This window comes from Acetobacterium sp., from assembly GCF_030652775.1.
Lineage (GTDB): Bacteria > Bacillota > Clostridia > Eubacteriales > Eubacteriaceae > Acetobacterium.
Genome location: NZ_JAUSPS010000063.1, coordinates 69,116 through 90,059 on the forward strand (window position 1 = coordinate 69,116; position 20,944 = coordinate 90,059).

Sequence of the window (20,944 nt, forward strand, 5' to 3'; positions counted from 1 at the left end):
AATGACGTTGCTTAAGAAAAAATAGAGAATTGACGGTTAAAATGAAAACGATTTAGTCATATAATAAAGTCATTGTAAAAAAGACTGAGATGGTGCCAAATGAAACTGAAGGTTAAAACAATTATAATCGCCCTTTGCAGTGCGGCAATGCTTTTAGGGATCACCTATGGGATTTTTTATTGGGTTTTCTATGGTTTTGTTGATGCCGCTCAGAGAAATCAGATTGAGAAAGATTTTAAAATGGTTGAGACGATCATTGAAAATGAAAAAGATAATCTCAACAGTATTTTGAAGGATTGGGCCTATTGGGATGATACCTATCGTTTTATCGATGACCAGAATCCGAGTTATGTGACCGTGAATCTTAATGAAGAGACGCTGAAAAACCTGAACTTGAATATGATGCTTTTTGTCAGTCAAACTGGCGGGGTGGTGGGATCTGTAGATTTTGAACTGACAGCGGAAGAATCCGCCGGGCTGGTGAAAAAAATCAGCCAGAGTGATTTTTACAGGGGGATGCTGACCGATGATGAGGACGCCCAAACAAATCTGATGATGCTAAATGGACAGCCGTACCTGATTGCCTCCGGGCGGATTAACAATTCCAGCCATAATGCGGTCAGCAATGGCAGCATGGTGATGGTCAAAACTGTTGATGGCGAAATGACGGCTTATCTCGAAGATTTAACCGGAGTCAATGTGGAATTCCGCGAAGCGGGGGCGGCGGCCATTCCAGAAAATCAAATTATGAAAAGAGCATTCGATGGGAAACCCTATCTTACCGCCAGCCGATTACTACAGGATGGCGATGGCGAAAAAACCATTCTGATGACAATTTCCCGGGTTGAAGAAAATTATGCTTTTGTAAAGAATCAGTTCAATCTGTTTATGGCCAGTTTCGTTGCGCTGCTTTTGCTGATCCTCAGCATTGATTTTTTTATCGTAAACCGCTATTTTCTAAGGCGAATTGAAAAGCTGATTGCCTTTACCAAAGAAGTGGGATTAAAACGCGATACCACTCTTTCCATCGATATGGATGGACGCGATGAGCTTAAAACGCTGGCAGTTTCAATCAACCAGATGCTTCGGGAAATTGACCAGGCCAATCAGAATATCAAATCCAATATCACCAAAAGAAAAATCAATGAGGAAGAAATTCGGTTTTTAAGTTATTCGGATCCGCTGACCCGGCTTAAAAACCGGGACTACATGAAAATGCAGTTTGAAGTCCTCGGTGAGCAGAAAGATACCCACTATTTTATTATCATGTGTGATATTAACGGGCTAAAGCTGACCAATGATGCTTTTGGACACCAGGAAGGGGATCAGATGCTGATCGCCGTGAGTAACGTACTCAGGCGGATGTGCCGTCCTACCGATATGATTTCAAGATGGCCAGGCGATGAGTTTGTCATTGTGCTTAAGGATATCAAACAGGCAGGGATCTGTCAGCTGATCCGGGATATCACTCATGAAATTGAGAAAATTCAGGATTTTCATTTGAATATCAGCGTGGCCATGGGTTATGCTGAAAGTAATGAGGAATTGAGAAGTCCGGAAGAGGTGCTGAACCTGGCGGAAAACCGAATGTATCGTAATAAGCTGATGGAAAGCACCAGTTCCCGAAATGCCACGATCCGGTCACTGGCGCGAACCCTCCATGAAAAAAGTACCGAGACAGAAGCCCATACGATGCGGATTAGCCTGTTGAGCAAAGCCCTGGGCAGTCGCCTGGAGCTGCGAAAAGATCAACTGGACGAACTGGAACTGCTATCGCTGCTCCATGACATTGGCAAAATTGGAATACCCGAATATATTCTCGATAAACCGGCTAAGCTCAGCAATGAAGAATGGGAAATTATCAAAACCCATCCGGAAATTGGCTACCGGATTGCCAAGTCCACCCCAGCGCTGGAGCATATTGCCGAGTATATCCTGGCGCACCATGAGAAATTTGACGGAACCGGCTATCCCGACGGGCTAAAAGCCCAGGAAATTCCATACCTGGGACGGATCATCAATGTGGTGGATTCCTTTGATGTGATGACTCACAGCCGCAGCTATAAGAAAGCTAGCGATTTGTCTTATGCCATCAGCGAACTTAACGCCTGTTCCGGCACCCAATTTGATCCGGAAATTGTCAGCACCTTCCTTAAAATGATTGAAGAAGAAGGCTTGCCAGTGCGGCTGGAAATTTCAGCAGTAATGGATAACCAAAAAAATTAAAATATTAAAAAATAAGAGGAGGCACAAGTTATGACAGAGATGATTCAATTAGGGGCAATGGCTCCTGATTTTACATTGTCGGATCAAAATGGCGAGATGGTTACCCTGAGTCAGTTTAAAGGGAAAAAGGTGTTACTGTCCTGGCATCCCCTGGCCTGGACATCAGTATGCACCGACCAGATGCGGTCACTGGATCGGAATGTGGATCGCTTTGCGGAAAAGAATACCGTGATACTGGGCCTCAGTGTGGATCCGCAACCCAGCAAATCGGTTTGGGCTCGGGCCTTGTCTTTGAAACACATCAAAATTTTATCAGACTTTGTTCCGTTAGGTGCTGTGGCCAGAGACTATGGTATTTTTAGTGAGGAACACGGGGCATCAAAAAGAGCCAATATCCTGATCAATGAAGCTGGGATGGTGATCTGGGTCAAGAAATATGAAATTCGCACCCTGCCGGATGTGGAAGAAGTGCTGGGAAAAATGAAATAAGGTAGACGTTCTTTTTATTCAGAGTTGCCGCAATGCGCCTGTCCGATCAAATGTTAGGCAAATTTTATCGGCAGTCTCAATGCCTTGGGTAACCAGGGCATTTTTTGAATTGTTTGAGGCATAAAAGCAAGCAAACCGCTATTATTGACATCTTTTGGCGGTAAGCTGCGAAAATAGGAGGAGCGGAATGGAAAATTTAATCGACTATAGTGCAGCTGCGCAAACCGGATCGATTCTGGAACATGTGATATACATTTTCTTGTCTTTGGGAGGGTCAACTTTTGCATACTGGCGAAAATCATTAACCTTTTCGGCAGCTCTGGGAGCCTTTTTTTTGGGAGTCGCCTTATATCTGGCCGGAGGGCCCTTATTCTTTATTTTACTGATGGTTTTCTTTTTAAGCTCGACCTTTTTATCCCATTTCAAAGCCAGCATTAAAGATCCGGTTGAGGCCAGAATTCACGCCAAGTCGGGCCCCCGGGATATTGTCCAGGTTGGTGCCAATGGGGGGGCCGCTCTGATTATGGCAGTGCCTTTTGCTATATCTCAGAATCCGGCCTATCTGGTGGCGGTGGCAGCATCATTTGCGGCTTGCAACGCTGATACCTGGGCTTCGGAAATCGGCATTCTCAGCCGCAAGGCACCGGTTTCGCTGATCACCTTTAAACCGGTCAGTCCCGGGCTTTCCGGCGGGGTCAGTCCGCTGGGGTTGATGGCTTCGCTGGGCGGTTCGGTGGTGGTGGCGTTGACCTACGGTTTGTACCAGTTAGCCGCCGGAAACAGCGGTGAGTTGTTATGGATGCAAATTGGTATTATTACTTTAGGTGGCGTGTTGGGATCAATTCTGGACAGCCTAATGGGTGCGGCTATCCAGGCCAAGTATATCAGCCATGAAACCGGCGAGTTGACTGAGAAGCCAGACGACAATAATAAACCCAACCAGTTATATAGTGGAATAACCTTTGTGAACAATGATTTTGTTAATTTTGCCAGCTCTTTGTTGGCCGCCGCACTGGTTCTAATTTTTGTGCAGCTCAAATAAAAAAATGGTTTTTGGCGGAGAACTACTGTTTTCGTGACATGAAAGGAAAAGGACAGATGATTAAACAGGCATTTTTTCAGGGAAAAAACAAAAAAAGACGTTATTTCGAAGGCTGGTATTTTAAATGCATCAGTGTGGATCGAAAACATGCGATTGCCATTATTCCGGGAATGGCGATTGATCCCCAGGGGAAAAAGCATGCTTTTATCCAGGTAATCAATGCTGTCAACGGAAAAACCTGGTATCATCACTTTCCTTATTCGGAGTTTAGTGCCAGATCGGGCGAGTTTGATGTGGAAATTGAGAACAATAGCTTTAATGCTCAGGGCTTGTCACTAAATGTGGACACCGAGGATGGGAGCATCAAAGGGCGGCTGACCTTTAACAATAGTTATCCCTTTCCCACTGGCCGAAAGAATCCCGGAATCATGGGGCCTTTTGGTTGGCTGCCATTTATGGAATGCTATCACGCCATCATCCATTTATATCATGAAATAAATGGCTCAATTGAGTTGGATGGGGAGATCCTTGATTTCAATGGTGGTGTGGGTTATATCGAAAAGGATTATGGCCGGTCATTTCCCAAAACCTATCTCTGGCTGCAAGCCAGTCATTTTGAAACAAGAAATGCTTCTTTTGTTTTTTCACGGGCGAACATTCCCTTTTTGGGAATGGAATTTCCGGGTTTTTTCGCCTACTTTACTGATTTTAACGGGATCACCCGGCGTTTTGCCACCTACAATTTTTCCCGGCTGGAAAAATGGGAAGTGGACACAGAAAAGGGAACCTGTGCCGGGGAGATGGAAGGTCCGAACGGGGCGCTTGCTTTTACCGCTCAGATGGTTGGTGGCGGTCGACTTCGGGCGCCGGTGGATGGACGGATGGATCGGGAGGTTGTGGAGAGCATCACCGCTAAAGTTTGGGTGCGGTTAACTAACAATCAGGGCGAAATTATATTTGAAAGCTCAAGCAGCGAGGCTGGCATGGAACGGTCTGGATGAGGGGGTTGCATCGAAAATAGAATCCTAACAAAGAAAACCAATTATCATGCGGAATCATCAATTAAAGTTGCCAAAAATGTGTTTTATTCAGGATTAGAGTTATGATATAATGAACAAAATTGAATAATCGTTTTCAGGTGCCCCCCGGGGAGAATAGGAAAATAAGTGAGAAGCTTATACGGGCCCGCCGCTGTAAATTGGGAATTTCTGTCAATATGCCACTGTTTTAAAAATGGGAAGGCGACAGAGGTGATGATCATGAGTCAGAAGACCTGCCTGAGAATTAGATATTGAGAGATGTGGAGAGTCTGCGCTTTATTAGCGTGGCTTTTTTTTGTCTAAAGATAGGATCGCTACCTTTTAGGGAAATGGTAGTCTGATAAAATGAGAATAAGGGTGGATAAAGAAATGAAAGCAGTTGTTTTGGAAAAACCGGGAGACCTTGTTCTGAAAGACCGGGAAATGCCGGTTTGCGGTAACGGCGAGATTCTGGTGCGGGTCAGAGCCTGCAATATTTGCCGAACCGATTTAAAATGCGCTACCGTGGGGCAACGGGATCTTGTTTATCCCAGAATTTTGGGCCATGAAATTGCCGGCGAGATCATCGAGAAGGGCAAAAATGTAATTGGCCATACTGTTGGTGGGCGGGTTCACATTCATCCCGGAATTTCTTGTGGGGTGTGTGAATATTGTAAAAAAGGTCTGGATAATCTCTGTGATCAGATCAAGATTATGGGCTTTAATTTTGATGGCGGTTTTCAGGAAGTGATTAAAATTGATCAGCAGGCGTTGCGTTCCAGAGTCGTCAATCAGATCAATAATGAAAATCTGGCTTATGAAGAAATATCCTTTATTGAACCACTGGCTTGTTGTGTAAATATTCAGGATCGTCTGAAAATGAACGGCAATTCTGTGCTGGTGATCATCGGCGGAGGGCGTCTGGGTCTGCTCAATTTGTTTGTGGCAAAAGCGGCGGGTATTAAAAACGTCATCCTTATTGAAGAAAATAAAGAGCGCCGCAACCGTGGCAAAGCGCTTGGCTTTAATGCGGTTTTCAGCGGCAGTGAGCCGGATCTGAAAAACCAACTGCAAATGAATAGTAATAACCAGGGGGTGGATGTGGTTATTCCCTGTTGTCCCGGTGCGAAGGCTCTGGATCTGGCCTTGCAGATTTTACGCAAAAAAGGCACCTTAGGGTATTTCAGCGGGATGAGTCGGGATGATACTTTTTACCCGGACATCAATCTGATTCACTACAAGGAAATTTCAGTGGTGGGATCCTATGGCTGCAGTGTTAAGCATAGCCGGAAGGCGAAAACCTTGCTGGAGTCAAAAAAAGTAAATGTGCGTCCGCTAATTTCTCATCGGGTCAAACTGGAAGAACTGGCCCGGGGAATGGATTATATAAAAAACGGCGATGGTTATTCAACCATTGTTGTGATGAACTAAAAAAAATAACAATAGTAAAAATTCAAGGAGAAATCAAATGGAAAAAACAATCAGTATGAAAGATTATGGTCAGGTGATTACCCAGCTGATCAATAAAGAAAACCTGTCAAAAGATGATTCCAAAGAAATGTTTATGGAAATTTTAAGTGATAAACAAACCGCCATGCAGCAAGGTGCTTTTTTAGCGGCGCTCAGTGCCAAAGGGGCGACAGCGGAGGAAGTGGCCGGGAGCTTTGAGGCTATTTACGAGGTGGATACCTTTAAGGTGGAACCCGTCACCGAGTTTCCGATTGTGGATAACTGCGGCACTGGGATGGATAGTTTTAAAACCTTCAACATCAGTACGGCGGCATCAATTATTGCGGCAGCAGCGGGAATTCCGATGGCCAAACACGGTTCCCGGGCATTGACCTCGGTATGCGGAACCATTGATGTACTGGAAGCATTAGGCATCGATATGGACTCCAGCGTGGAGTTGGTCAAAGAAAGCATTGAAAAAGCCGGCATTGGTATTTTCAACGGCATGAGTCCGGAAGTCCATCCCGTGGCGTTGGGTCGGGTTTTATCACAGATTTCCTTTGGCAGCGTGCTGAATATTTCAGCATCCCTGGCTAATCCGGCACTTCCGCAGTATGGGGTAAGAGGTGTCTACTCGAAAGAGATGTTGGCCTTTGTTCCCCAGATCATGGCGGAGATTGGTTATAAACGAGCCATTGTTGTTTATGGTGAAGTTGGCGAGCAGTCGATTGATGAGGCTTCGACTATCGGGACCACTTTTATTGCCGAGCTGAAAGAAGATGGCACTGTGGAAAACTACTCATTTAATCCACAGGATATGTTGATAACTCCGGGAATTGTGGATGAAATCCGAACATTTGATTCCGTGGAAGCGTCCGCACTGTGTATGGTTCGGCTGTTAAAGGGGCAAGAAACCAAAACCCGGGAAGATATTGTTGCATTAAATGCCGGCCTGATTCTTTATTTGAGAGACAAGGCAGCAAGCATTCGGGAAGGCTATGAACTGGCGCTGGAACTTATTCACAACGGCGCAGCCTGGGAAAAACTGAATACCTGGGTGAAATACCAAAACCGCGATCGACTTAAAGGACTCTCGACCTTATCTGATCTGGAAGCAAAGGCCATCAAATAGGATGATTCTGTATGCGTTAAAATCAGCGGAAGGCTATTTAAAAATGGCTGAAAATAAGGCGTTTACGCTGGTGGGTATCAATAAAGCCAGTGTTTATCCAGAAACCGAACTGGCAATGCTAAAAGCACTGAAGGCTGAGTTGCAGGGGCAGATTTCGAATTTGCGGATTATTAAAATAACGCTTGTTGAAACAGATCATTTTGCGTAAAAAATATCCGACAGGATTCCCTTTACTATCTGCCATTCAGGTGATATGATAAGAATGTAAGAATTTAATTGCAAGAACCTTTCTCGTTGAGAAAGGTTCTTTTAGCATGTGGATAAAATTTTCCGACAGAGCAGAGTAACAACGGCCATACTTATCCACAATTGTCTATAAAATCAACACATTTGTTGATAACATGATCTTTTAACAGGTGGATTAAGATTAAAAAATCATTGCGATAGGGAAGATAAGAGGAATAACATGCATAAATTTGAAAACTGTTTGGTTGTCGGCATCTCATCCCGAGCCCTTTTTGATCTGGAAGAGGAAAATCAGATTTTTAATGAAGAAGGGGTAGATGCGTATACCAACTATCAGATTGAACACGAGAATGACTTGCTAAAACCAGGAACCGGTTTTGCCTTAATCAAAGCCTTGCTGAAGCTCAACGAAATTGGTTCAGCGGAACGAAAAACCGAAATCATTGTGATGTCCCGAAATAATGCCGATAGCAGTCTGCGGATTTTTAACTCGATTAAGCATTATCAATTGGATATCACCCGGGCCGCCTTGGTCAGTGGCGCCCCGCTTTCACCCTATCTGGAGGCGTTTAGCACTGATCTCTTTCTTTCTGCCAATGAGGAGGATGTTCAGGAGGCTATTAACGCCGGGGTAGCGGCGGGGATTATTTATACCCAGCACCTGGCCTATGATGAAGCCACCGAAATCGACCAGATTCGGATCGCCTTTGATGGCGATGCGGTCCTTTTCTCCGACGAATCAGAGCAGATTTATAAAAGCCAGGGCATTGAAGCCTTTCAGGCCAATGAAATTAAAAACGCCACGAATCCCCTGCCAGAAGGTCCCTTTGCCAAGTTTTTAAAAACCTTGTCAGCGATACAGAAGGCATTCGACAAAAGTCGGGCACCGATCCGCACGGCGCTGGTCACGGCCAGAAATGCCCCAGCCCACGAGCGGGTCATCCGGACCCTACGGGCCTGGGATGTGCGGATTGATGAAGCCTTTTTCCTCGGTGGGATGAGCAAGCAGGAGGTGCTTAAGGCCTTCGGAGCTCATATCTATTTTGACGACCAGGCCATTCACACCGATGCAACAGCGGAATTCGTCCCCTCTGCCCGGGTGCCGTATAAGAATAATGAAAATCAGACGGTTTCAGAGTAGCGGATTAGCAACTACAAATTAAATCAAAAAAGAATCCTCTGCTTTCAGAGAATTCTTTTTTGTGAGAAAGGAGTTATGAAAAGATATATGTTAAACCAAGGGATTATTGAGGGATAAACCATTGGTGAAAACTCAGATAAATAACAGTTGTGATGGATTACTGTACTTAGTTTAACGCCGATCTGTGGTCGGGTGTTGATTGTTTTGTGATAATCAGGTGAAGATTTTAATTAAAATGAAATTAACAATTCTCTGGTATAATAACTAGATAAAAACCGGATTTATGAAGGATTAAACCCCTTACTTAGGACAATTGAGAAAAACTGCAGATAATTAGCGTAACCAAGCAGAAAAAAGAAAGAGGGAACAAAATGAAAGACTATCGACCCGATGATTTTGATTTTAATAAAACCCTTGACGAAATCAGTGAAAGTATCAAGAAACCAAACATTTTAATCTGCGGCGCCACTGGTGCCGGAAAAAGTTCGGTGGTGAATTATGTTTTTGGTGCAGCGGTGGCCCAAATCGGTCATGGTATTCCGGTAACCCGGGGAATTACCAAGTATCAGCGAGCCGATGCCGGGGTGGTGCTTTATGATACCGAAGGCTATGAAATCGGCACCGAAAAAATATCTAAGTACAAGGCCAATGTCGAAAGCTGGGTAAATAAATGTCGAGAGTCGGCTATTAACCCGGCTAAAAAAGACGAAACCAGTCATGACCTAAGTAACCAGATCCATGAGGTCTGGTATTGCATCTCAGCCGGAAACAAACGGGTTACCGATATGGATATCGATGTGATCCAGATGCTGGGAGCAAAAAAGCTGCCGGTAGCGGTGGTTCTGACTCAAATCGATAACCTCGATGCCGAAGAACTCGAGGCTATGGAAGCGGCCATCAGAAACCATTGCCAGGTGGAATTTTTCCGCACCAGTGTGGTCGATGATCCGGAGGTGAAAGCGGCTTTGCAGGATTATCTGCAATGGGATGAACTGATCAGCTGGGCCATTGATCATCTCGATGAATCCTTGCGGGAAGGGTTTATCAGTGCCCTCAAAGGCAATCTGGAGGCTAAAAAAAGACTGATCAATCATAAGATTATTCCCCTGTATACCAGCGGTGCGGCCGGCGTGGCCTTAACACCGATTCCTTTTTCGGATGCGGCACTGCTGGTGCCGATCCAGATTAAGATGTCGCTGCATATTATGAAAACTTATGGTTTGGATCAAAAGCTGGGGAATCTGTCGTCACTGGTGGGTTCGGTGGTGATTTCTGAATCCGGTCGGTTATTGGCTCAAACCCTCAGTGCCAACCTCTTTAAACTGATTCCCGGGGTCGGTACGGCTATTGGTACCACCGTCAACACCGTCGTGGCTTCCAGCTTTACTGCCGCCATGGGCTATGCCATTTCGGAGATCTGTTTTCGCTGCGCCACGGCAGTGTTTGAAGAAGGCAAAGAAATTGAGTGGGCCGACTATTTTAATGGCGAGAACATTGCCAAGCTAATGGCCGAATGGTTTAAGGTTTCCCGGCATGGTTAAACGCTGTGAAACCAATGTCCTGATCTTAGGAAAAACCGGGGTGGGGAAAACATCCCTGTGCAATTATATATTTGGTACCGAAGTCATGAAAACCGGAGCCGGACGGCCAGTGACCGGGATGGGGATTTTTTCCGAAACGATCCCTCTAAGTCAAACGCTGATCCTTCATCTCTACGACTCCTGGGGACTGGAAGCTGATAAATCGGAAAGCTGGAAAGCCCTGATTCAGCAGGTTCTGGAACAACATGATGTTCGCGAAATCAAGGATTGGTTTCACACCATTATTTATTGTTTGTCAGCCAAATCAGCCCGGGTGGAGGACTTTGATCTGGAAATGATCACGATTCTGGGGAAGGATGGCAACCCGGTGCTGGTGGTGCTGACCCATTGCGATGTGATGAATGTGGAAACCGCCATTGCGGCGATGCGAAAAGAGATCATAAAAAAGACCGGGGTACGGAATCAGGATATTGTCGAGGTATCCAGCCACGCCAAAATACTGCTCAGCGGCAAGACCACCCAGGCCTTTGGCAAAGAAAAAATCATCCAGCGGATCAAGGTTAATCTGCTCGATTCCATTTCCGGCAAAATGCCGCAAATACTCACAACGATCGGCCAGGAGAAAATAAATAGATGGTTTATTGAGTGTCAGGAACTGGTTCAAAAGCATGTCGGTTTTTTAAACCCGACATCTAGAAAAAAAGAAGCCAGCCGCAATGAATATTTTGACATCTACGCCCAGGATATTTTTGAAGAGATTGGTAAGGAGTCGGATGCTCTTTTTAATGAAGCCTATGATTTCTATGCGGCTTTCAGTAGCCAGTTTTCAGGCCATGCCCTGGTGGAAGTGACGGAGCAACAGCGCATTCCCCAAATTACCCATTTTCAAATTAAAAAAAGCGATAAAATTGGAACCTCAATTGCCGGGGCTGTTTTTTTAGCGATACCGGTGATGGGCCTGCTGGGTAAATTTGCCATTCAGGAAAAAACCCGGGCCTATTATCGGGAAGGACTACGACACAACAAGGCCTTGCTCGAAAACCATCTACAGGTCTGTGTCCAGATCTTGTCGCAGGAATTAAAAAAAATTAATTCGGGATTGGAGATTGAAGAATAACTGGTTTGCTTTGGGGTATATAATTAGACAACTGTAAATTCAAACATAAGAAGGAGAGACCGAGATGGAACTGGTAGATAAAATTGGCGTAATATATTGGAGTTATAAAGAAAGCACTGAGATCATGGCCGAAAAAATTTCAAATGGCATTGATGAAGCCGGCGCTAAAGCGATTCTAGTCAACGTGGTTGACTTTGATATTAACAGTATTGACAGCTATTATAAGATTGCCCTGGGTTGTCCGGCGATGGAAGGGGAAGCCCTCGAAAAAAGCGAATTTGAACCGTTTTTCAAGGCAATTTCTGATCATTTAATAGGAAAAAAGGTGGCTCTTTTTGGATCCTACGGCTGGGGCGATGGCGAGTGGATGGCGGAGTGGGAGAACCAGGTGAAAGATCTGGGCGCTATTCTTTTTGATAAAGGACTAACCATTTTAGGGGATCCCGATAAAGAGGGGCGTCACCGCTGTGTCCAGTTTGGTAAGGCCTTTGCCGAATTTTAAAAAAGGCAGCATTAATTACAACATAGCGTAAGTCAGATAAAAAGCCCTGGAAGCAAAACTTCCAGGGCTTTTTTGTCACAACATTAGGTGTTCCTTACATTTTATCAAACCAGGGCGGATTATGAACAAGGGGGGTGTTCCAAAATCAGCCCTGGTGATTTATGATCGTTTTAAAAGGTAAAACAGTAAACCAGGTTTCTAGTTCATGCGGCTGACGAAGTCAGAGTAAGCTTCAATTCCGTGTTCATGAACGTCAAGGCCTTCAATTTCAACAACTTTTTCAACCCGCAGACCGACGGTTTTCTTAAGACCATAGAAGAGTAGGAAAGAAGTACCCAAAGTCCAGGCAGCAACTGAAACCACACCGATAGCCTGGACAGTTAATAAATCAATTCCGCCACCGTATAATAAGCCAAGAATAGCATCTTCGGTGCCAGGCAGATAGTTTGCAAATATACCAACCAGTAAGGTACCAGCAACACCATTCATACAGTGAACGCCAATGGCACCAACCGGATCATCAATTTTCAGCTTTTGATCGATGAAAGGGATCCCGAAGGTGATGATCAAACCGGCGATAATGCCGATCACGATAGCGCCCCAGATGGTCACAACCAGACATCCGGCCGTGATGGCGACTAGTCCGCCAAGGACACCATTAAGGGTCATTGAAATATCTGGTTTTTTGTAACGCGCCCAGGTCAGGAACATAACCGTTAATCCGCCAGCGGCGGCAGCCAGGTTGGTGGTCATGGCAATATGGCCAATATCTAAATTAACAGCCAGGGTACTACCACAGTTAAATCCGAACCATGCAAACCAGAGAATGAAGACTCCCAGCGCACCTAAGGTCAAACTATGACCAGGTATGGCGTTAGCTTTGCCATCTTTGTTATATTTACCAATCCGGGGGCCAACCAGGATGGCACCCATTAAAGCAGTCCAGCCACCAACGGAGTGAACAACAGTCGAACCGGCAAAGTCAACAAATCCCATCGTGCTTAGGAATCCGCCGCCCCATGCCCAGTGTCCAACAACCGGGTAAATAACCAGGCTGACAAAGGCTGAAATCACACAGTAAACCGAGAATTTGGTTCGTCCAGCTACAGCACCAGAGACAATGGTAGCAGCAGTGGCGCAAAAGACCGTCTGGAAAAAGATAAACAATTCGGGTGTGACGGCTTCAAAAGCCGAAACGTTGGTCAGATTTTCGGGATTGAAGAAGCCACCCATCCCGATGAAGCCACCCACATCTGGACCAAACATAAAAGCAAAACCAAAACAGAAGAATAAGATTGAACCAATCATGAAATCGACAAAGTTTTTCATGATAATGTTCCCGGCATTTTTAGCCCGGGTAAAGCCAGTTTCAACCATTGCAAAGCCAGCCTGCATAAAGAAGACCAGTACTGCCGCCAAAAATACCCAGACAATATCGATATATTGTTGTAGTGCTAATAATTCCATAATAATAACCTCTCTCGTTAAATTGAATCAGATAAATTAAATCATATAAATAGAAGTGAAGTAATCAATGCGGGTATAAAAAAAGAAGACAGCTTTAACATTTCATTAAAACCTATCTCCTTTGATAGCTTAGATTACTTTTTCGCTTCATATTATATTGCATCAACGCCGTGATCACCGGTACGAATTCGAATAACATCGGCAACATCGTACACGAAAATTTTTCCGCCGCCAATTTCATCATCAGCTGCCAGACGGTCTTTGATGATTTTAATAATAATTCCCGCTGTTTCGGCATCAGTTACTGTTTCCACCTTGATTTTCGGCAGAAAGTTTACGGTGTAGGCCGTCCCGCGATAGGATTTCTGATAACCCTTCTGGTTTCCGTATCCCATAATATTGGTGATCATCATCCCCTGAACATCACAAGTATTGAGGATTTCTTTCAGGTCTTCCAGTCTTTCGGGTTTAATGACTATTTCTAGCTTTTTCATATGAACCTCCTTATAGTTTTACATGAATGGATAATTGGGGGGAGGGGTATAAACCCCGACCCCGATTATTTTTGTTAAAGTGTAGCAAGCGACTTTGACGAGAAAGCTCGCTTTCGCAGGCAAAGACATTTGCTGCACAATCAGACGAGCGTAATGAAACGAGCGAGTTCTGATTGGTTGGTTTTTTAATTATACGTAGAATAAGATATCTTCGTAGGTTGGGAATGGCCAGTATTTTTCAGCAACGATTTCTTCAAGCGAATCAGCTGCCACTCGCAGAGTTTCCATGGCCGGAATAATTTTTTCACAGGAATAGTTAGCTTCGGCCTGAGCGGAGTCACAATCCTTAATACTGGCAAGGGTAGCGTCGAGAACATCAATAGCTTTGATCAGCTCGCCAGAAAGTTTAGATAATCTTTCGACCAGGGTTGATTCTGCTGAAAGGTCGATGCCATCGCCACAGGCTTTCTTAGCAATCAGGGTATCAACGACCTCTTTGGTGTAGGTAACCACAGCCGGTGAGATTTCACGCTTAGCCAGGTTTAACATCGTCAAGGCTTCGATGTTGATTGTTTTGATATACTCTTCTAAATGAATTTCATATCGTGATTCCATTTCCGCAGGAGTAAAGATATTGTGTCGTTCAAAAAGGGAAACGTTCTTTTCAGAAGTAAATTCAGCCAGCGCTTCTGGTGTGGTTTTTAAGTTTGGCAGACCGCGGCGGGCAGCTTCTTCAACCCATTCGTCAGAGTAGTTATTGCCATTAAAGACGATACTCTTACATTCTTTAACCGTATTTTGAAGCAAGGCATCCAGTGCTGTATCAAAATCGTCGGCTTTTTCCAGGATATCCGCATAGTCTTTTAAGACATCCGCAACAATCGTATTAATGGTAATATTCGGGCCGGAAATCGACTGGTTTGATCCCAGCATTCTAAACTCAAATTTGTTTCCGGTAAAAGCAAAGGGGGAGGTTCGGTTTCGGTCGGTAGCATCAATGATAAATTTCGGTAAGCTGTTAACCCCAAGTTCCATGACCAGATCTTTTGCCGCAGAAACTGGTTTGCCAGTTTCGATCGATTTTAAAGCAGCCGTTAATTGTTCACCCAGGAAAACGGAAACAATCGCTGGCGGTGCTTCGTTGGCGCCCAGACGGTGATCATTGCCGGCACTGGCAACGGTAATTCGCAGCATTTCGCTGTATTTATAAACCGCTTCGATAACAGCGCAAAGGAACAGCAGGAATTGCTTGTTTTCGACCGGATTCTGGCCCGGCTCCAATAAGTTTTCGCCGGTGTTGGTGGACATTGAGAAATTATTGTGTTTTCCTGATCCATTGACAAAATCAAATGGTTTTTCATGCAATAGACAAGCCAGATCATGACGGTAAGCAACCCGTTGCATGAATTCCATAATTAACTGGTTGTTGTCGGTGGCAATGTTGGTGTTTGTAAAAATAGGAGCCAGCTCATGTTGCGCCGGAGCAACTTCATTGTGTCGCGTTTTAGAAGCGATCCCCAGGCTCCATAAGTCTTGATCCAGATCAGCCATATAAGCGGCAACACGACCGCGAATTTTACCAAAATAATGTGTTTCCATTTCCTGGCCTTTGGGTGGTTTGGCACCAAATAAGGTGCGGCCGGAAAGGATCAAGTCCTTACGTTTTTTATACATTTCCCGTTCGATCAGGAAGTATTCCTGTTCGGCACCAATGGTGGAGGTTACTTTTTTGACATCGTCTTTTCCAAACAGTTTCAAAATACGAACGGCATGCGTATTGAGGGACTGCATCGATCGTAACAGTGGTGTTTTTTTATCAAGTACTTCGCCAGAGTAGGAACAGAAAATGGTCGGAATATAAAGGGTCGTTCCTTTAATAAAAGCATAGGATGTTGGATCCCAGGCGGTATAGCCGCGGGCTTCAAAGGTTGCCCGAAGTCCGCCGGAAGGGAAAGAAGAAGCATCCGGTTCGCCTTTAATTAATTCTTTACCGGAGAATTCCATAATAACCTTACCGTCTTCAGTTGGGTTGATAAAAGCATCATGCTTTTCAGCAGTGATACCGGTCATTGGCTGGAACCAGTGCGTATAATGAGTCGCACCCAATTCTAAAGCCCAATCTTTCATGGCATTTGCCACAACTTCAGCAACGTTTTCTTCTAGAGGTAAATCCTCTTTCATTGTTTTTAACAGCGAAGCATAAATATGTTTTGGTAAGCGCTTGCGCATCACTCCCGAGTTAAAAACTTTTGATCCGAAAAGTTCGGATACATTTTCACTAATTGGCACGTGTGTTTCCTCCTAAAATATAATTTGTATAATTATAACATATATGGCACCATTGTCAGATATGTTAAAATAAAAGCCAAGCAAAATCAAATCGAAGGTTTTACTCATTTAACTGAATACCTTCTTTCTGACAAGTTATAATTGTTCAGATGATGAATCATATCTGAAAAGATCGATAGCTGATTTTTGAAAGTGGCTAAAAAAAAAGCGCCTCAGAAAGTTGTCATTACACTTTCAAAGCACCATTGCTATCGCCACTCTCGAGGCAGTTATCACTATTTAATTTAAACTTATTATAGACGATGAAAAGGCTCTTGTAAAGCAAAATTTACAATAAATTTCATGTAATGGTTATCATTTTGTAAAGGGAGCGGGAGTGATTTACAAAAACGAAGGCCTGCGATATAATATGAATAGCAACGATAACAAAGAATATTCGGGATTTATGTCTGGCAAACGCCTAATATTATTTAATATGAGAGGAAAATAAAAATGAGTATTAAATTTGAAATGGATGAAGAAAAACATGTCAAGGTACTGGATGCCCTATTAGGAGATGCAGATTTGATGATGGCTTTAAATGCCGTCGAAGACTTTGAAGCTGGCTATCGGCTGGTGGCTGAACGGGTGCCGGGATTAACCCTTGAGGAATTTGCCGGTTCGATGGAGATGTTGAGACAAATAGTCATGGCTCAAATGGAAAAAGGCCCGGTACAATAAGGGATCCTGCTAAATCTACGAAAAACCCTTTAACCTGAAAGTTTAGAGGGTTTTTAGCGGTAAATTGAAATTGAAAACCTTGTCAGAAAAAATAAGCTAAAAAAAAATTGAAACCTTAACAGAAATATGTTTTAATAATAGAACTACACAGCAAGTACATTGTATACAGAAAATAGAATAAGAACAGTTACTAAAGAACAAAGGCGTTCGATCCTCCTGAAATATTTTTATTGCAGAGGGGGTCATTTAGCATGTTCTTTTTTTGTTGGTTTGGTCGGCAATGGTGTAAAATATCGTGAATGATCAGGAAAATGGGTATATAATAATACAAACTCCCAAGTCTGATAAGGCCGGTATCAATAATGATCGTAATTTTAAATAATAACAGGATTAATTTAAAGAAGCAGCACCAATAGCGTAATACCATAAAGATAGAAATTATTAAATGCTGTTTCTGATTAAAATAAGTGGAGGTTTAGGATGAGCTTAGCGAAAAATATAATTGAAGCGATGAAATTTATTGAAGCGAATGATGTGAAATTTATTCGGCTTCAGTTTTGTGATCTCTTTGGACAAAATCGGAACATTGCCATTACGGCAATGCAAATGGAACGGGCTCTGGCCAGCGGGATTCCCTTTGATGCTTCGTTAGTGGTGGGATTTTCAGAATCCCGGGACACCGATCTGGTCTTGTTTCCCGATATCAGTACCATTCAGCTCTTACCCTGGCGTCCCCAACAAGGGAAGGTCGCTCGAATTCTCTGTGATATCAAATATCCCAATGGGGATATTTTTGAAGCGGACAGTCGCTATATCTTAAAGGAAACCATCAATCGGGCTAAGGCTCTGGGGTATGAATTTAACACCAGCGCAGAATGCGAGTTTTATCTGTTCAAACAGGATGAAAACGGCGATCCCACGACTATTCCCACTGATCAGGCCGGTTATTTTGATTTGGCGCCTTATGATCGGGGCGAAAACACCCGCCGGGAAATTTGTCTGACCCTGGAGGATATGGGCTTTGAAATCGAAAGCTCGCGGCATGAAGCCGGTCGGGGACAGCACGAAATAGATTTTAAATACGACGATGCCCTGTCGGCAGCAGATAAGATCATGACCTTTAAAACAGTGGTCAAAACGGTAGCGCAGCGAAATGGCGTACATGCGTCATTTTTGCCAAAACCGCTGATGGAAGAACCGGGCAGTGGGATGCACATTCATGTGTCGCTGCTAAAAGACGGACAGGATGTTTTTGAAAATAAGGATGGCATTCTGGGCGAAGAAGCGCGGCAATTTATGGCCGGCGTGCTGGCTCATGTTAAAGGCATGACGGCCATTGCCAATCCCCTGGTTAACAGCTATAAACGCTTAACTGGTGGCAAGGAAGCGCCCCGCCATATCGGCTGGGGTTTTGGAAACCGGTCACCGCTGATCCGGATACCCTTGGAATCCGATGAATATTATCGCTTTGAACTGCGCGGGCCAGATCCCACCTGTAATCCCTACCTGACCTTTGCCATTATCCTGGCGGCAGGTCTTGAAGGGATTGAAAAGAAGCTGGTGTTGATGGACGAATTAAAACTGGATGAAGATGAAATAATAAAAGATCCTTTGGCGGTCAAAAACATTCAGGAGCTGCCAATCACCTTAATGGATGCTCTGACGGAAATGGACGCCGACCCGTTAATTAAAACCGTGTTGGGAGAAAACCTGGCCGAAAAATACATTGAACTGAAAACAGCGGAATGGATGGACTATATTAAAACCGTTCACCCCTGGGAAATTGATCGCTACCTCTTAACTTATTAATCAGAAAAAACTTAAAAAGGCAGGAGGTGAAGGGGATGAGCAGCGTATTATTGGTATGTAAACAAGATGACGTCATCCGTGGGTTGGCCGATATTTTACGCCCGATGAATTTTCAATTAATTGACTCGGCCAATTCGGCCGCCGAAGGCCGGCGGCGACTTCAGGAAATTGAATATGATCTGGTGATCGTGAACACCCCTTTAGGTGATGAATTCGGTGTCGATTTTGCCGTTGATATTCTGGAAAAATTCATGGTCGGCGTGATCCTGATTGTCAAAAGCGAACTGGTCGATCACGTTGAAGAAAAACTGACCGATACAGCGGCGTTCGTGGTTCCTAAACCCCTGAACCGCCAGCTATTGGTTCAAAATGTCCGCTTTGTTTGTCAGTCCCGGGAAAAAATCCAAAAGCTGCAAAGTCAGAACCAGGCCTTAAAAGCAAAAATCGATGACCTCGGGGTTGTCTATCGGGGAAAACTGTTCCTGATGGGGCATCTGGACATGACCGAAGATCAGGCTCACCGCTATATTCAAAAGAAGGCGATGGATATGCGGACATCGCCCCGAAAGGTCGCCGAACAGATTATCAAAACCTATGATAAAAAGTAGCAGCAACAAATAATTATTAAATTGAGCTTCCTAACGAGAGAAACCCTTGTTATGAAGCTTTTTACATGATAAGCTTTAAGGATAGAGGATTGTTTTAAGGATAGAAGATTGTTTTAAGGGTAAAATGATTTAAACAGTGAAAAGAAAAAATGTAAACAATATCATTGAAAAAAATAAAAATATGTGGAACAAATCGGATGGCTTTATGTTATAATGCTCTGGGAAAAAATGATCCCGTAAGTAGTTAAATAAAATAGTTAAAGATGCTAATAAGTGGTGTTCGATCAAAGCGCTCTGATAAAAATGGATGAAAATCCAGACGTGACAGAGGTGTTTCGGGTCTGAGGTTGATGGAAGGAATGAGAATAGATGTCGATTTCTGTATTAGTTGGCGCCCAGTGGGGCGATGAAGGCAAAGGCAAAATGGTGGATTATTTCGCCAAACAGTCTGATTTAATTGTTCGGTTTCAAGGGGGCGACAACGCCGGTCATACGGTTATTAATGATTATGGGGTTTTCAAACTTCATTTAATTCCCTGCGGTGTTTTCAACAAAGATTGTCAATGTTTAATCGGAACAGGCATGGTTGTTAATCCGGATGTTTTACTTGAAGAAATGCAACAGATCAGCGACGCAAAGCTAAGTCTGGAAGGACTTAAAATATCGGCAAAAGCTCATATCCTCATGCCTTATCATCAAAAACTGGATGAACTGATGGAAGCCAGCGGCGGCATTGGAACCACCAAGCGGGGCATCGGTCAAGCTTATGCTTATAAAGCGATGCGAAAAAACCTGCGCTTTGAAGATTTACTGAATCTTGACAATGCCAAAAAGAAACTAGAAACCATAATACCGGTGGTCAATGATCAAATGGCTTCCTATAAGATAGAACCTTACACGGTGGAAGCGCTATTTGCAAAATGCGAATTCTGGGCAAAAACCTTTAGCCATATGATTGTCAATCCGGTTGGCTATTTACATGATATGATTGATGCGGATAAAAATATTCTTTTCGAGGGTCAATTGGGAGCCATGAAAGATATTGATCTGGGGATTTTCCCCTATGTTACCTCATCCAACCCGATTGCCGCTTATGCAGCAGTCAGCGGCGGCTTTCCGGCCAAAAAAATTAATAAGGTCATTGGCGTGGCAAAAGCCTTTTCCAGTGCCGTGGGAGCCGGTCCCTTTCCGACCGAAGAGTTTGGTGGCACCATTGATATCCTGCGGGGCACCGGCGAAAAACCGGATGATGAGTTTGGCGCCCGAACGGGTCGATCCCGTCGCTTAGGCTGGATTGATATCCCGGTACTGAAATATACTCATGCCATTAACGGCTATGATGAATTGGCCTTATGCAAAATTGATAAGCTGGATGATCTGCCGGAGATTAAAATCTGTGTCGATTATAAATTAGATGGCAAATTAGTAAAAAGCTTTCCCAATACCGAAGACCTGGAACGGGTCGAACCGGTTTATATAACCCTTCCTGGTTGGATGAGTGATACGACTGGGATCCGACGACTGGAAGATTTACCAGAGAATGCCAAAAAATACATTAAAACAATTGAAGACTTGGTTGGAACAACCATTGCCTATGTCGGTGTTGGTCCCGATCGAGAGGACTTAGCAATTCGATAAATGTGCTAAATTGAA

General features: G+C 44.0%; 18 protein-coding genes and 1 riboswitch. Of the genes, 15 read left to right on the forward strand and 3 right to left on the reverse strand.

The window, feature by feature from the left end; genetic code table 11:
• The first annotated feature begins 99 nt into the window (after positions 1 to 99).
• The 11 genes from Q7J41_RS11160 (at position 100) to Q7J41_RS11210 (ending at position 11,904) form a co-directional block, all read left to right on the forward strand.
• Positions 100 to 2,226: an HD domain-containing phosphohydrolase gene (locus Q7J41_RS11160; protein ID WP_304888079.1), complete on the forward strand. Its 2,127-nt coding sequence runs from the start codon at positions 100 to 102 to the stop codon at positions 2,224 to 2,226.
• Between the two features lie 30 nt (positions 2,227 to 2,256).
• Complete coding sequence (locus tag Q7J41_RS11165; RefSeq protein WP_304888081.1) at positions 2,257 to 2,715, forward strand: redoxin domain-containing protein; 459 nt, start codon at positions 2,257 to 2,259, stop codon at positions 2,713 to 2,715.
• Positions 2,716 to 2,902: 187 nt separating this feature from the next.
• Positions 2,903 to 3,757: a DUF92 domain-containing protein gene (locus tag Q7J41_RS11170; protein WP_304888084.1), complete on the forward strand. Its 855-nt coding sequence runs from the start codon at positions 2,903 to 2,905 to the stop codon at positions 3,755 to 3,757.
• Between the two features lie 56 nt (positions 3,758 to 3,813).
• The gene (locus Q7J41_RS11175; RefSeq protein ID WP_304888086.1) at positions 3,814 to 4,758 is read left to right on the forward strand and encodes a tocopherol cyclase family protein; all 945 of its coding nucleotides are present in this window, start codon (positions 3,814 to 3,816) and stop codon (positions 4,756 to 4,758) included.
• Between the two features lie 118 nt (positions 4,759 to 4,876).
• Positions 4,877 to 5,053, forward strand: a riboswitch (cobalamin riboswitch).
• Positions 5,054 to 5,166: 113 nt separating this feature from the next.
• Positions 5,167 to 6,207 (forward strand): alcohol dehydrogenase catalytic domain-containing protein, encoded by a 1,041-nt coding sequence (locus Q7J41_RS11180; RefSeq protein WP_304888088.1) that lies wholly within the window; start codon positions 5,167 to 5,169, stop codon positions 6,205 to 6,207.
• Positions 6,208 to 6,244: 37 nt separating this feature from the next.
• A complete protein-coding gene (trpD, locus tag Q7J41_RS11185; RefSeq protein WP_304888090.1) occupies positions 6,245 to 7,357 on the forward strand; it encodes an anthranilate phosphoribosyltransferase in 1,113 nt (370 codons plus the stop codon).
• Positions 7,358 to 7,400: 43 nt separating this feature from the next.
• Positions 7,401 to 7,565, forward strand: coding sequence for a hypothetical protein (locus tag Q7J41_RS11190; protein WP_304888092.1), 165 nt, complete (start codon positions 7,401 to 7,403; stop codon positions 7,563 to 7,565).
• Between the two features lie 258 nt (positions 7,566 to 7,823).
• Entirely contained in the window at positions 7,824 to 8,744 is a 921-nt protein-coding gene (locus tag Q7J41_RS11195) for a 5'-nucleotidase (protein WP_304888094.1), read from the forward strand.
• 371 nt (positions 8,745 to 9,115) lie between these two features.
• Complete coding sequence (locus Q7J41_RS11200) at positions 9,116 to 10,285, forward strand: YcjF family protein (protein WP_304888096.1); 1,170 nt, start codon at positions 9,116 to 9,118, stop codon at positions 10,283 to 10,285.
• The gene (locus Q7J41_RS11205; protein ID WP_304888097.1) at positions 10,278 to 11,402 is read left to right on the forward strand and encodes a GTPase domain-containing protein; all 1,125 of its coding nucleotides are present in this window, start codon (positions 10,278 to 10,280) and stop codon (positions 11,400 to 11,402) included. The genes Q7J41_RS11200 and Q7J41_RS11205 overlap by 8 nt, the downstream gene beginning before the upstream one ends.
• Positions 11,403 to 11,466: 64 nt before the next feature.
• Positions 11,467 to 11,904 (forward strand): flavodoxin, encoded by a 438-nt coding sequence (locus Q7J41_RS11210; protein ID WP_304888099.1) that lies wholly within the window; start codon positions 11,467 to 11,469, stop codon positions 11,902 to 11,904.
• 198 nt (positions 11,905 to 12,102) lie between these two features.
• Here the strand turns inward: Q7J41_RS11210 and Q7J41_RS11215 are convergent, their stop codons facing one another.
• The 3 genes from Q7J41_RS11215 to Q7J41_RS11225 form a co-directional block, all read right to left on the reverse strand.
• Positions 12,103 to 13,371, reverse strand: coding sequence for an ammonium transporter (locus Q7J41_RS11215; protein WP_304888100.1), 1,269 nt, complete (start codon positions 13,369 to 13,371; stop codon positions 12,103 to 12,105).
• Between the two features lie 152 nt (positions 13,372 to 13,523).
• Positions 13,524 to 13,865: a P-II family nitrogen regulator gene (locus Q7J41_RS11220; RefSeq protein WP_304888102.1), complete on the reverse strand. Its 342-nt coding sequence runs from the start codon at positions 13,863 to 13,865 to the stop codon at positions 13,524 to 13,526.
• 189 nt (positions 13,866 to 14,054) lie between these two features.
• Positions 14,055 to 16,094, reverse strand: coding sequence for a glutamine synthetase III (locus tag Q7J41_RS11225; protein WP_370651012.1), 2,040 nt, complete (start codon positions 16,092 to 16,094; stop codon positions 14,055 to 14,057).
• A gap of 552 nt (positions 16,095 to 16,646) precedes the next feature.
• Between Q7J41_RS11225 and Q7J41_RS11230 the strand changes: the two genes are divergently transcribed.
• From Q7J41_RS11230 to Q7J41_RS11245, 4 genes are all read left to right on the forward strand, one after another.
• Positions 16,647 to 16,874, forward strand: a complete 228-nt coding sequence (locus Q7J41_RS11230; RefSeq protein ID WP_304888106.1) for a hypothetical protein — start codon at positions 16,647 to 16,649, stop codon at positions 16,872 to 16,874.
• Positions 16,875 to 17,354: 480 nt separating this feature from the next.
• On the forward strand, positions 17,355 to 18,683 hold the full coding sequence (glnA, locus tag Q7J41_RS11235; protein ID WP_304888108.1) for a type I glutamate--ammonia ligase: 1,329 nt from the start codon (positions 17,355 to 17,357) through the stop codon (positions 18,681 to 18,683).
• A gap of 35 nt (positions 18,684 to 18,718) precedes the next feature.
• The gene (locus Q7J41_RS11240; RefSeq protein ID WP_026393392.1) at positions 18,719 to 19,291 is read left to right on the forward strand and encodes an ANTAR domain-containing response regulator; all 573 of its coding nucleotides are present in this window, start codon (positions 18,719 to 18,721) and stop codon (positions 19,289 to 19,291) included.
• A 369-nt stretch (positions 19,292 to 19,660) separates the two neighbouring features.
• Positions 19,661 to 20,929: an adenylosuccinate synthase gene (locus Q7J41_RS11245; protein WP_304888113.1), complete on the forward strand. Its 1,269-nt coding sequence runs from the start codon at positions 19,661 to 19,663 to the stop codon at positions 20,927 to 20,929.
• Positions 20,930 to 20,944 lie beyond the last annotated feature (15 nt).

Bases quoted from the DNA above. Each gene is read 5' to 3' on its own strand.
- Q7J41_RS11160 (WP_304888079.1), top strand. From the start codon at position 100: ATGAAACTGAAGGTTAAAACAATTATAATCGCCCTTTGCAGTGCGGCA.
- Q7J41_RS11165 (WP_304888081.1), top strand. From the start codon at position 2,257: ATGACAGAGATGATTCAATTAGGGGCAATGGCTCCTGATTTTACATTG.
- Q7J41_RS11170 (WP_304888084.1), top strand. From the start codon at position 2,903: ATGGAAAATTTAATCGACTATAGTGCAGCTGCGCAAACCGGATCGATT.
- Q7J41_RS11175 (WP_304888086.1), top strand. From the start codon at position 3,814: ATGATTAAACAGGCATTTTTTCAGGGAAAAAACAAAAAAAGACGTTAT.
- Q7J41_RS11180 (WP_304888088.1), top strand. From the start codon at position 5,167: ATGAAAGCAGTTGTTTTGGAAAAACCGGGAGACCTTGTTCTGAAAGAC.
- trpD (WP_304888090.1), top strand. From the start codon at position 6,245: ATGGAAAAAACAATCAGTATGAAAGATTATGGTCAGGTGATTACCCAG.
- Q7J41_RS11190 (WP_304888092.1), top strand. From the start codon at position 7,401: ATGGCTGAAAATAAGGCGTTTACGCTGGTGGGTATCAATAAAGCCAGT.
- Q7J41_RS11195 (WP_304888094.1), top strand. From the start codon at position 7,824: ATGCATAAATTTGAAAACTGTTTGGTTGTCGGCATCTCATCCCGAGCC.
- Q7J41_RS11200 (WP_304888096.1), top strand. From the start codon at position 9,116: ATGAAAGACTATCGACCCGATGATTTTGATTTTAATAAAACCCTTGAC.
- Q7J41_RS11205 (WP_304888097.1), top strand. From the start codon at position 10,278: ATGGTTAAACGCTGTGAAACCAATGTCCTGATCTTAGGAAAAACCGGG.
- Q7J41_RS11210 (WP_304888099.1), top strand. From the start codon at position 11,467: ATGGAACTGGTAGATAAAATTGGCGTAATATATTGGAGTTATAAAGAA.
- Q7J41_RS11215 (WP_304888100.1), bottom strand. From the start codon at position 13,371: ATGGAATTATTAGCACTACAACAATATATCGATATTGTCTGGGTATTT.
- Q7J41_RS11220 (WP_304888102.1), bottom strand. From the start codon at position 13,865: ATGAAAAAGCTAGAAATAGTCATTAAACCCGAAAGACTGGAAGACCTG.
- Q7J41_RS11225 (WP_370651012.1), bottom strand. From the start codon at position 16,094: ATGCGCAAGCGCTTACCAAAACATATTTATGCTTCGCTGTTAAAAACA.
- Q7J41_RS11230 (WP_304888106.1), top strand. From the start codon at position 16,647: ATGAGTATTAAATTTGAAATGGATGAAGAAAAACATGTCAAGGTACTG.
- glnA (WP_304888108.1), top strand. From the start codon at position 17,355: ATGAGCTTAGCGAAAAATATAATTGAAGCGATGAAATTTATTGAAGCG.
- Q7J41_RS11240 (WP_026393392.1), top strand. From the start codon at position 18,719: ATGAGCAGCGTATTATTGGTATGTAAACAAGATGACGTCATCCGTGGG.
- Q7J41_RS11245 (WP_304888113.1), top strand. From the start codon at position 19,661: ATGTCGATTTCTGTATTAGTTGGCGCCCAGTGGGGCGATGAAGGCAAA.